Below are 12,168 nucleotides of genomic sequence, written 5' to 3'. Positions count from 1 at the left end.
TTTATCTTATATACCTGTAGTGACCAATAATTTTAAAGCTGAAAAGACAGTTTTGTAAAACTTGTCCGCCACCTATATTGTGGACAATTAGGTTCTGTTTTCCGTCTGTTGATTTTTTATCAACTACAATTCCAATATGTGTTATGGCACCACTTAAATTCCAACAAACAACATCCCCCGGTTCATAATCTTTTGCATCTTTAGTAATTGGTTTTTCTGCACCTTTTCGTTTAAAAAAAGTCATTAAATTTGGTACTCTTCTGTGATCTATATTTTTATCAGTTTTTTTTAGTCCCCAGAGCTTAGGATAGGTACTAAAATTAGCTTTCATATCCTCGTGTACTTTTTTCTGTAAGTCAACTCCAATTTTTCTATAAGCACGTATTATTACATCTGTACATACACCTTTATCACTTGGAACATCTCCGTTAGGGTACTCAATAGAAAAGTAGCTTGGGTCATAGGTAACCTTTTGTTTTGTGAGTTCTATGGCACTGTCTGACAGACTAATTTGACTCGTTTCTGTTTGTGCATAACAGAAACTAAAACTTATAAAGACTAGGGTTAAAAAGACTTTTTTTAGATATCGGGTCATGGTTTTATATGTGTTTTATGAGTATATAATGCATCAAAAATAGATACAAAGAACTATTTAAAACAGCCTGTATTCAGTGATAAATTCTTTATCAACTAATGATACTCTATTTTAAATCAAGGTATTCATCTTGTTTTAAAAGCAAATAATATAATGGGTAAAGCAAGATTATAAAAAATAAAATGGCAAAAAATAAAATTTGTGTAACAACATATAAACCAACACAAAACATTAAAGCACATCCTATCAAAGGTTCATTTATACAGCTTTTTAGTGTATATGTTTGTATGTCATTATCTACAGCGTTTATTACTATCTCCTGACTTTTACACCACGCAAGTTTTGCATAAATTTTAAACTTTTTGTTTTCAAACTCATACTCATTTGTGCCTTTTTTTATTCTGCCTATACTTTTATTACCAATGTATAATCTTGCATCTGTCTCACTCTCTATTATAATTGTAGCCATTTGTATTAGTTATTTTTTTAGATAAGTAGAGTTGTTTTAATAATGCTATTTCTAGGACTTATTACTTTATTTATGTTTAGTTCTTTTAATCACTTTTCCTTTCTCATTAAACTGCTTCCAAGTTCCTACTTTTTTGCCTATTTCGTAAAAACGTTCTTCTTTTAAACTTCCATTTTCATAATAAGATTTCCACAAGCCATCTCTGCCACTTAAATTGCTTTTCGGTAGACTAATATAGTTCCCTACTTCTTCTATTTTACCAGAATCATAATAACGGGTTATAGTTCGTGTGCTTTTATCTTTAGAATTAATTCCAATAGAAGCTTTGCTTTTGTTTTTGCTTTTAGGGTGATATTCATAACTCTCAATAGGTCCTATTTCGTCACCTAAAACATATGTAACTTTTCTTTTTAACTTACCTTCAAAGTCGTTGTAAATCCAAATTCCATCTTTCTCATCATTTTTATAATATCCTTCGATATTTAATTTCCCCGAAGTATAGTATAGTTGATATAAACCATCTAATACACCATAGGATTTGTAATTAGCTTTCTTTTTGGATTTTAACTCTCTTAGGATTTTATTCTCAGAATAGTTCTTATTTATAGTAGTGCCATAGTAAGATTCATTCTCGTTTAACGGATTCTTTTTTTTATCAGATTGAATTATTATAGAAGATAATGTACCGTCATAACGGTAGAAGTAAGCTATTCTTTTTGAGGGAAAACAACAATAATCAATTGAGTATGTATTATCGTGTTCTATTTTACCCTCCTCATTGTAATCTTTCCAATTGCCAATTTTACGACCCCTTTCTCTTTGTCCAACCTCTTTTAATTGTCCATTATCATAATATTCTTTATACTCACCATCTAGTTCTTCGTTTTTATATGTAGCACTAAATTTTAATTGTCCATTTTCATAATAAACTTTTTTAAGACCTTCATCTTTTTGGTTGTCATATTCAACTATGGATCTAAGAGTTTTTTTATCTTTAAAATACTCTTTTTTTACATAAAGATCGTTTTTGTTATTTGAAAAATTTGTTTCTTTAATTAGTTTTCCACTTTCATCAAAAGTTTTCCAAATCCCTGTTTTAATATGGTTCTTGTAGGTTCCAGATTCAATAACAATTTTTTCAGTATTCATTTTCCCTAAATTTACTACCTCTTTTTTGTCTTGTAGGTAACGAGTAAATTTTCCTGTAAATTTTTGATTTTCGTCATAAAAACCTTCATCTAAGACATAATATTTGTCTTTAAAACCTTCTGGAGTAAATTTATATGCTCCTGTTTTTTTTTCATTTACATAGGTGTATTCATAAAATAAAGTGCCATCATCATTAAACTTGGTATGCTTTCCGTTCTTTATTCCTTTAGAATAGTTGATAGTTTCTTCTAACAGTCCTTTGTAATTATAAGACTCTTGTAATCCTTCTAGTTTATTATTAAGAGTTCTAACAATTTTTTTAGTACTACCATTATTATTCTTATACTTTTTTTCAGTCACCTCTCCTTTAGCCGTTTTAATTACTTTGGTATCTATTATGTTTAGCATACCATCTTCTAAAGTATAGGTGTTTATTAACTTACCTGTTACTAAATCATAATTTTGTAACGTTCCATTACCATCTTTTAAAGTACCGTGATTTATTTTATTACCTTCCTTATCCATAAAGGAAAGTATATTATAGATAGAACCTTCTTTATATTCTACAGATTTATGTAACTGACTATTATTAAAAAAAACGTTCTCAGTTCCTGTATTTTGACCTTGTACATAAGTACCAGTGTTTGCTACCTTTCCGTTTTTATGATAAAAAATATAGACACCATTTTTTATATCATTAATGTAATTTACGGTTCCTGTTAGTTTTTCTTCATCATTATAGAAAGACCATTTTCCATTTTTCTTTCGGCCTGTATTAAAAATGCTGTTTTCATCATCTTTTTTGCTATAGAAATTACCTTTGGCTTGTAAATTTCCTTTTTCGTTATAGTAGGTTATTTCTCCTATTTCTTTATACTCTTTTGTGAAAACGGTATCCGTAGTATAGGTTAACTTTTGTATTAAAATATCGTTTTTGTTATAGTTACTTTCAACAATAGCTTTTCCATATGTATTATGTTTTACCTCTACGGAGGTCGTACGTTGGGCTTTAATAGAAAAAACACCAATTAAAAAGCCACAAATTAAAACTATACTTTTTTTCATTTTTTTTTATTTACTTACGACTTGCTTTTTACAAGATTTTAGAGGCATATTATATTTGCCTTAAATTATAATTTTATTTAAAGTGTCCTAAATAACTTCCAAAAAAGTGGCAATAATAACTATTGCAATAAAGACAAATAAGTTTTAGTTTGCTGGTAGAATTAAGTTTCTTATTAAGATGATGTTGGTCCTAATCAACTTTAATATAAACTAGACCAGTTAACCAATAGAGTAGTGTTTAAATTAAGTAGGTTAATATCTGTTTTACAACCTTCATTGGATATGTTTTAGCTAGATAACCTATTAATTAATCGTTCTACAATAGTTTCTTTTTGTCCGTTTGGATATATTATTTCTGCATTATTATTTGCTAAATATAGTATGCAAGAGTATTGTTTTTTACTAGATTTTGTTTGTAAGTCTTGGATATTACCTAAAGAAAAAGTGGATAAAAATAAAGTTTGATTATTTTCAAGATTTTCCCACACATAATTCTCTATTCCTTTAATCTTGTTAACGGTTCCTTCTTCACTTAATAATTTTCCCTTGCCGTATTTCTTAGAAATTAAATCTAGTATTTCTGTATTGTTGTCTAGGTAATTTAAACTGGTTTCTATTTCAACTAATTGTTTTTTTTCTTTATCGTTAAATAAAAAGGCCACTTTGTTTTCTGTAGGTAATTGTATAGTAGCGGTCTTTTTTATGGTAGGGATACTAAAAGTATTAATTTTAATATTGTCAATGTTTTTTGTAATGTAGGAGTTTAAATATTCTGATGTGCTATTATCACCTTCAGTTAACTCTAATTTTTCTGAAATTTTAGCCCAGTCGTTAGTTAGGTTAACCTCTATAATATCTAATTGTTTTTGGTTGCTATTACAGCTTACAAGTAACATTAGTAAGAGTATACACTTTATTAAAATTTTCATTTTTATTAGGATAAGGTTGTCTACTTTTTAATGATCTTTAAAAACTAGTTATACTTTTTTTCAGAAATTACTTTGCCGTTTTTGTATTCAACTTCTTTAGAAACTTTTCCGTTTAGTTTATAATATGTCCAGGTTCCTGTTTTTTCATTATTAGTATAAACACCTTCACTTTCTACTTTGGCAGCGTCGTTATATATTTTAGCTTTTCCGTTTTTTCTTCCGTCTTTATGAGTATAAGTAGCCTCTAACATATTATCACTATTGTAATACTTCCACTCACCAGACTTGTATCCTATTTTATAATAACCTTCTAACTTTAGGTCTCCTATTTTAGAATACTCTTGGTATAGTCCATCTTTATAGCCGTCTTTAGAGTTAACTACTTCTTTCTTATTTCCGTTCTCGTAAAAACTTGTTTCTGTTTTTAAATAACTAGCAGCATATTTTCTTTCGCTTAGTAATAAACCAGCAGAACTATAATACTTGCAAATACCATCTAACTTGTTGTCTTTAAAAGACTCTAAAGAGGTTAATTTACCATTAGGGAAATACTCTTTTTTAGTATAGTCTTTAGCTGCAGTATATTCTTTTTCCCAAATTAAGCGGTTGTCTTCTGTTTTTTGAGACCATTTACCTGTTGGCTCATTATTGCTATAATAACTAGTGTTTATTAGTTTTGTACCCATACTGGCATCTAATAAGTGAGCAACCCATTTACCTTCTTTTAAATCTTTTTTATAGACTTCGGTTTTTCTAATATTGCCTTCTTTGTCAAAGGTTTTCCATTCGCCATCTTTTAAACCGTCTTTATAGCTTAAACTTTCTGAGACTTCTCCGTTAGAAAAGTAAGATATGCTTTTGCCATTTGCTTTTCCGTTAGCATCAAAAGACATTTCTTGTATTAAGTTTCCAGAAAAATCATAATCTTTTTTTGTACCTATTATTTTACCATTAGCAAAGGTAACATCTGTATACGCGCCACTACTTTCTGCTAATTTATAACTACCATTTAAAAACTCATTTTTGGCCTTAAATAGTGTTTCTTTTCCAAAACGTTGTGTTTCTACGTTCTCCCACATAAGATATGTTACTTGGGCCTTTATGTTTGTTGCTAGTAGAAAGATTACTATAAGTACAATGTTTTTCATTTTATAAAAGGTTTTATTTTATGGTAATGTTATTATCTTTTTTAAAGGTAAGCTTTAGTTTAAGTGTTTTTACGCAGCAATATATTTTGTTCCCTTTAGAGTTTATTTTCGTGTACACTTAATGTATATCTAATTTTAATTATAAAATAAAAATAGCTCTTATTTACAAGTTAACTTTATTTAGCAACCAGGACAATTTATTGTTGGATCTGGCTCGTAAAGTGGAGGAGGTATAATTACTTTTGGAATTTTTATTTTAGGGGTCTTTTTGCTAGGTAATTTCCAACCATCTTTTTCAGACCAGTATTCTTTTCTATTCTTAATATTTTCTACTCTCTTTTTTGCTTCGTGCTGCCAAAAAGAATCTGGGTAATTTTTTATTAAAGCCTCGTAATTTGCTATTATTTTATTAGGAGGAGTTTTTAATTCTGATAAAACTATTTTTTCATAAAGCTGAAAAGGTGTCACAAATTTGGTAGTTACATTATGTAGGCTGTCAGATAGTATTTTATTCTTGTTTTCAATATTTAAAATTCTGTTTTCTAGGTCTTTCATTTTACTATCATCATTACAAGATGTAGCAATACTAAAAATTAGGATTAAGATGCTTATATTTTTCATTTTATTAGATTTAGAAGATGCTTTAATTAGTGTTTGTATGCATTTAAACTCTAATAGTAGTAATAGTATCTGTTGTTATAATTCTTTATATAAAATGTCTTCAATCTTAAAATTATAAGTTACATTATGTATAATTTTTTGACTTTTAATATCTGAAACTGTTAGTTTTAAAGAGTTAACTGGTCCTTTGTAATTCACATTTAATAGCGTATAAGCTACATCCTCTTTAAAAGGTGCACTTTGTTTTTCTATGTACTTTAGTAACTGTTTCTCTGTTTGTATTCTTTTTTCAGCAACTTCTATTTTTGCTTTTTTTAATACGTCTATATAATTTTTATAGTATTCCTTTTTCTTGTTAGAAAAAGAAGTACTCTCTGAGCCTCCTGTTCTTTTTAGAGATCTACCATCTTTATATAAGGCATTTAATTCAGTGAAATCTGCAATTTCTGTAGGTACGCGTAATGCTACTGAGTTGTTGGTAATACCTTCAAGATAAATTGTACCATATTTGGTATTTATTGTATCTCCTTTGCTTTTTAATGTATAGGTTTTTCTGTTTCTTTTGAATCTAGTAAATTCAAATTCTATACTCTTAACTGGCTTATCATCTTTAATAATAAAACATTCTTTAAAAGCTTGTTTATTTTCTACATATAGTTCAATATCACTTAATTCTTCTCCGTTGTAATACCTTTTCATTATTTCCTTATCGGTAATATTCTTGCCTTTAGCTTTAGTAGTAGTACCATCTAAAAAAGTTATATTTTTCATTGTATAAAACGGAATATCTTCTGGATGATCATGATAATGAAATAGTTTTATACCAGTTCGCTGTATAATATCTAAGTCATCAAAATCTATATCTATAGAATTATATGGCTCAATTATAGTTTGATCAACAGCTATTGAATCTATAAAGGCGTTTATAATACTATCTGATTGTTGCTCTTTTTTATTCTCAAAGTTGTGTTTGTTTTCGGGGTTAAATGGCTCACTATCTCCAGAACTTAAACTAATTCCTAAAGGTGAATTTCCACCTTTAATTAAATTTTCTATTTCAGAAATATCTGTGTTTATTTCTGTTATAAGTGGATCTTCCTTTTTTTGAGAGTTACAAGAATTTAGTATTGTAAATAGAGTTATAAGTAAAATTGAATTTTTAATCATCATTTTTTAAGTACTAAAATTAGTGTTGTGTTTTATAGTATTTTAAAGATACCATATAGTGAAGACGTTTTTATATAACAATATATTTTCGTGGGGACTTAATGTATATTTAGGTTTACAACTTTGCAAAATGATGTAAATTAAAAAAGGGTGCAAACCTTTTAGATTTGCACCCTTAACATATCATAAATAGGGCAGTAGCTAGCTAAACTAACTAGTAATAAATGTTTTACTGCTTACCAAAAATACTAGCTGTACCTTGGCAAGTCCAAAGAACCTCTGTATTATCATAAGCTGTAAATGTATTGTTGCCTGTAAAAGAATCTGTTTCTGCAGAGTATACATAGTTCCCAACAAATTCTCGTGTGCTTCCAGAAGGTAAAGTGTATACTGTAGTAACCGTTAGTTCTTCTCCGTTTAGCATATAAGAAGAACTAGTTAAATAACCTGGATCTGTAAATTCTAAGGTATTATCTGGTAAAAAGCGTAACTCAAAAAGACCGCCTTCTTGTAGGTCAAAGTCATTAGAACAAGTTTCTCCATGTCTTTGAAAATACCAAGAGTCTTCAGCTATTTTTTCATCAAGAGTTTTAGTGGTATTGTCGTCGTCAGATGAACAAGAAACTAATAGTAATCCACAAACTAGGGCGCAAAGTAATTTTTTCATTAAGTAATTGTTTTATATAAAATGGTTAATAATTGTGTGTATATTTTTATAAGGTTAAACAGGTTTTTTTTGAGTGAATAAATCAGTTTGTTTTTCTGCCTTCAAGATCTACTCCCAATATTTTTTTAATCTCGTATTTCATATTTTTAGGTATACTAATATTTAAATCTTTAATTAGATATCTATGGTGCATATGTGTCCATTCTTTACTAATTATTGTTAAAGTATCCTTGGTTTCTACAACCCTAAATAATAACGTTTCTTTATCAATTTTTTTAGGTGCTGTTTGTTTTCCGTGGTAGCCTAAACTAGATAAATTGCCTTTTACATTAATAGTTATAAGCGTATCATCTGTTTTTTTAACAGTAACGCCATTATCGCAATAACACTCTACAATAAGGATTTTTTTGTTTTTTGATTCTAATTTTTGCGTTATAAAATCGTTTATAGAAAAATCCTGCCCACTACAAGATGCGGTTAAGAGTACCAGTAAAATAAAGTAAAATTTGTTCATATGTAATTAATCTATTTTAAATATCTGTTAGATATAGTAAAACAATATTATGTGCTGTTTACAACTCTATATCATCTGTAACTAACTCTTCTGCAGCTACATTAGTATGAAACTCTTTAAGTAACTCATAAACATAATCTGCATTACCTTCATGATGTCTTCTAGCCCAAAAAGTATATAAATACCAAATTCTATCTTGTAATTTTAAATATCCTGCACGATCATAACTAGTGTAGTTTTCATACTTTAAAATTGATTGTACTTCTTCTGAGGCAATTTCAGAAACTAGCTCTAGAGTTTTTGTTCTATTTTGCGCTACACCTAGAGTATATATTTGAGCCATTAAATCTTCTTGTTCTCTTAAGTCTTCATAAATTAATAATGAAGCTTTTAACATTGCCTCTGATCCAGATTCTTTATAAATATTATTATTTTTAAATAAGCTATAAATATTGTCTTTTACTTGTGGAGTTAGTATTTTTCTTAAATTCTCGGGACTTCTATCTATTTTAGAAATTAAAAAGGAATAATAATCATCTTTTGTGTCAAAACCGAACAAATCTGGGTTATAGCAATAGAAGAAAGAACTGTTCATTGCTATAGCTCTGCCTGCATCATTTGTTTTAATATCAAAATCATCAAAAACATACTGAATCATTTCTTTTTTATCAGAAAGAATGTCTAAACTTTCTGCTATTACAAAGCTGATGGTCTTTTTCAGTTCTAGACTTTCAGATTTCTTATTTTTAAGGTTTTCTTTAGATCTTTTAAGCTGTTCATTATACTCTTCTAGAGAGGTGTTTATTATTTTTTGATGCTTAATTTGATTCTCTAATTCCGTTATTTTATCACTAGTATTTTTGTCTTTATTGCAAGACACTATTACTAAAAGTAATAAACATAATATTGACTTTTTAATCATTTGGTTTTAATTTTAGGCGGTTAGTATAAATAATAGATTGGTATGTAAAAGTTATTCTTTAGTATTCTTAATTAAAGTATATTCACACCCATAAGTATCCATCATTTCTCTAATTAAAATAAATTTTTTGTTAGGATTTTCATAAATTTCATAAGGCATTAGCAATCTTTTATCATTTGTAAACCATCTAGTAAATCCTTTTTTAAACTTTATATTTTGGAATGAATAAATAGTAAAGTAAGATGTACCTATCCAGTGTTGGGATCTTCCTCCAGTAGCATATAACCCGCCAGACATAGTGTTTTTTTCCCATTCTTCTTTATGAAAATAGTCTAGATTGGTTTTCTGGTCTAATTCTTTAAATTGCATGGTGTTATATTCTCCGTAATTTTCTGAAACAGAAAAACTATCGTCAACAGTTATATAAGACCATACACCTTGTTTTAGGAATGTAACTTTAAGTAAATGTTTATTAGTGGTACTATCATTTACATAGCTTGTTGTTGCAGAATCACTATTCTCTGCAATTTCTCTAGCTTCTATTTCGCTATAAGTATTGTTGTCATTTTTTAAATGTATTGGCTTTAGTGTTTTATCACCATCTATAAGAAAACTTAAATAGTAATCTTTTTTTGCATATACAAGATAAGAGTTGTGCTGAAATACATATGTATTTAAAAAAGAAATAGAGTCTAAAACAGTACCAAATTGGTCTATCCTATAAAAACTTGTTACAATACTATCTTTATTATTGTTTAATTCTGTATTTGTTTTTAAGCCTATTATAGAGTCATTAACCCTAAAAGCAAATTTCTCGTTAATACTTTTAAAAGTTGTAATACTTAAGTCTTTATTTGTAATGCTATCTAGCGTTTTGTAGTTTTTATATTTTTCTGGTAATTCTTCTATAATATATGATTCTGATTTTTTTGTAGAAGTATCTTTTTGTTGAGTATCTGTAGTTTCTTTGCTAGGTTTTAAAAAATACAGAAGTGCGATTATTAGTGTGGTGAAACCAACAAATAGTTTAAAATTGTTTTTCATAATACATCTACTAAATTATTGTAGTTCTGCTGCTATTTTAAATTCTAGGTTTGTCTATTTTAAAATATAACAGACTAAATAATAATCAATACTAACTATATTAGCTTACGTATTTAATAGACAATTAATATTCGTAAGTGTTTGTTGTATTTTAGTATAATTATAGGCTTTAAACTAAAATTTAGAAATGTATATCTAGTTATAAATTAGAGTACTCTTCTATTGTTATTGATAGCATTATTGTAGGTTTCAGAATTTTTTTGTTTAAGTTCTAAAGCCAACTTTTTACTATATGTATTTCCTATTTCTTTCCACTCTTTTATTTGGGTAGCGCTTAATTTTATTTCGCGAACTTGGTTTGCAATACCACCAAGAAAAACCCACAGATAATAATCGTTGTTATTAGTTTTTCTAAATATAAAAGACCAATCTTCCCAATCTATAAGGGTTTCTTTAGATTGTAGTAGCTGTAATTGTAGTTCTGTAATAGTTATGGTGTTATTAAGCACTTTTAACTCAAAAAAGTCTTTATTACTATTGGTAACATCGTTAAATATGTCAGTTCTGTTTTTATCAGACAACTTAAAATCGTCCTTTAAAAAAAGGACTAAATTTTCTACATCTGTAAAGTTTAGATGTGTGGTATAAAAATAGAATTTTTCTTGCCAAGTTTTATAATTGGCAGTGACTTTAGATAAAATCCACTTATCGGTTTTTGTATATATTAAGTCTAGAGGCATTATTGTTTATACTTTACTGCTTAATTTATAATTTAGGGAGCAATACTTCTTTAAAATATTTATAATAAATTTCATTATTATAATATTTAGGATTATCGTTATCTAAAACAAATAATAGTTCTTTGCCTGGTAAAAAAGATAAAATATGGCCATCAAAACCATCATTCATAAAAAATGTATTTTCATCTTCGGTGTATAAAATTTCGATATAGTTAGATCTGTAACTAGCATGATCTTTAAGTACACGTAAAGATTCTTTAGCGTATTTATTTTTTATGTTTATTTCTTCTTTAATTGGTGTTTCCTTTAAGTCTTTTAGTAACGTAACAAGAGATGAATCTTTTACAATTGAAAATTCAAAAAACAAATCATTAGGGTCGTAAGTATACCTATAATTATTAGGTTGTTGTTTTGTATACGCCACAACGGTATCTATTAGTGAGTTAAAATATCTTGGAAAATGTACTGGAACAACATTGTGTAGTTTTTCCCAATTTAGTTCTTTTTGGTTTTCATCATTTAAATGTTTTGCCATACGTAGTATGTCAATATTTTCATATAAAAGTTCTGTCGTTGTAATGTCTTTATCTAAACCTGGTATTTTTTGACTATGAAAAAGATCAAAACCTTTTTTTAACTTATTATATTTAAAGTGAATTAATTCTAAACCAGATATTATGCTTGTACTGTCTGCATAATCAACTCTATCACGTTGCTTTATTAATTTTTCTTTAGTTATGGCTAAGGAGTCTTTACTGGGTATAAAAAACAAGAAAGTATTTCTTAAACCATCTGCCCTTAAATCTTGTTGGTTGTTAAAAAATCGTATTGGATTATAGTTGTTAACCTCTTCGGTAATCATTAAATCTCCTACCTTAACTCTATACTTACCAACACCACTTTCAATTGCTCTGTAATTAACAGGAACAAATAACTTTTTATCCTCTAAGGTTACATATGTACAAACAGATGGTTCTGATAGTAAATTTTTAATATCAGCATCAGTAGGCGTTTCTAGCACGTCTTCTAGGTCTGTATTAATGTAAAAAGTATCATAATTTGTATTTAGTTCTACACAACTAGTACATAGTAAAATACAGCTTAATACTAAAGTTAATTTTAAGTAGCGTTTCATAAG

13 protein-coding genes are annotated in these 12,168 nt (G+C 27.9%); all 13 read right to left on the bottom strand.

Annotated elements, in window-relative coordinates:
• Window position 1: 1 nt before the first annotated feature.
• The 13 genes from BT107_RS04425 to BT107_RS04365 all read right to left on the bottom strand — a co-directional run bounded on the left by BT107_RS04425 (window position 2) and on the right by BT107_RS04365 (window position 12,165).
• Window positions 2–595 (bottom strand): DUF1287 domain-containing protein, encoded by a 594-nt coding sequence (locus BT107_RS04425; protein ID WP_072302534.1) that lies wholly within the window; start codon window positions 593–595, stop codon window positions 2–4.
• A gap of 106 nt (window positions 596–701) precedes the next feature.
• Window positions 702–1,064, bottom strand: a complete 363-nt coding sequence (locus BT107_RS04420) for a hypothetical protein (RefSeq protein ID WP_072302533.1) — start codon at window positions 1,062–1,064, stop codon at window positions 702–704.
• Window positions 1,065–1,130: 66 nt separating this feature from the next.
• Entirely contained in the window at window positions 1,131–3,278 is a 2,148-nt protein-coding gene (locus BT107_RS04415) for a toxin-antitoxin system YwqK family antitoxin (protein ID WP_072302532.1), read from the bottom strand.
• Window positions 3,279–3,565: 287 nt separating this feature from the next.
• Window positions 3,566–4,174 (bottom strand): hypothetical protein, encoded by a 609-nt coding sequence (locus tag BT107_RS04410; protein WP_072302531.1) that lies wholly within the window; start codon window positions 4,172–4,174, stop codon window positions 3,566–3,568.
• A gap of 77 nt (window positions 4,175–4,251) precedes the next feature.
• On the bottom strand, window positions 4,252–5,355 hold the full coding sequence (locus BT107_RS04405) for a toxin-antitoxin system YwqK family antitoxin (protein ID WP_072302530.1): 1,104 nt from the start codon (window positions 5,353–5,355) through the stop codon (window positions 4,252–4,254).
• A 180-nt stretch (window positions 5,356–5,535) separates the two neighbouring features.
• Entirely contained in the window at window positions 5,536–5,976 is a 441-nt protein-coding gene (locus tag BT107_RS04400; RefSeq protein WP_139254271.1) for a hypothetical protein, read from the bottom strand.
• Window positions 5,977–6,051: 75 nt separating this feature from the next.
• A complete protein-coding gene (locus BT107_RS04395; RefSeq protein ID WP_139254270.1) occupies window positions 6,052–7,146 on the bottom strand; it encodes a hypothetical protein in 1,095 nt (364 codons plus the stop codon).
• A gap of 226 nt (window positions 7,147–7,372) precedes the next feature.
• Window positions 7,373–7,810: a hypothetical protein gene (locus BT107_RS04390; RefSeq protein ID WP_072302527.1), complete on the bottom strand. Its 438-nt coding sequence runs from the start codon at window positions 7,808–7,810 to the stop codon at window positions 7,373–7,375.
• An 82-nt stretch (window positions 7,811–7,892) separates the two neighbouring features.
• The gene (locus BT107_RS04385; protein WP_072302526.1) at window positions 7,893–8,324 is read right to left on the bottom strand and encodes a hypothetical protein; all 432 of its coding nucleotides are present in this window, start codon (window positions 8,322–8,324) and stop codon (window positions 7,893–7,895) included.
• A gap of 58 nt (window positions 8,325–8,382) precedes the next feature.
• Entirely contained in the window at window positions 8,383–9,246 is an 864-nt protein-coding gene (locus BT107_RS04380; RefSeq protein WP_072302525.1) for a hypothetical protein, read from the bottom strand.
• A gap of 51 nt (window positions 9,247–9,297) precedes the next feature.
• Window positions 9,298–10,290, bottom strand: coding sequence for a hypothetical protein (locus BT107_RS04375; RefSeq protein WP_072302524.1), 993 nt, complete (start codon window positions 10,288–10,290; stop codon window positions 9,298–9,300).
• 206 nt (window positions 10,291–10,496) lie between these two features.
• Window positions 10,497–11,030 (bottom strand): hypothetical protein, encoded by a 534-nt coding sequence (locus tag BT107_RS04370; protein ID WP_072302523.1) that lies wholly within the window; start codon window positions 11,028–11,030, stop codon window positions 10,497–10,499.
• Window positions 11,031–11,055: 25 nt separating this feature from the next.
• Window positions 11,056–12,165: a hypothetical protein gene (locus BT107_RS04365; RefSeq protein ID WP_072302522.1), complete on the bottom strand. Its 1,110-nt coding sequence runs from the start codon at window positions 12,163–12,165 to the stop codon at window positions 11,056–11,058.
• Window positions 12,166–12,168 lie beyond the last annotated feature (3 nt).

Source organism: Cellulophaga fucicola, assembly GCF_900119145.1.
Taxonomy (GTDB): Bacteria; Bacteroidota; Bacteroidia; order Flavobacteriales; family Flavobacteriaceae; genus Cellulophaga; species Cellulophaga fucicola.
This window is presented reverse-complemented; position numbering and strand designations above follow the sequence as displayed.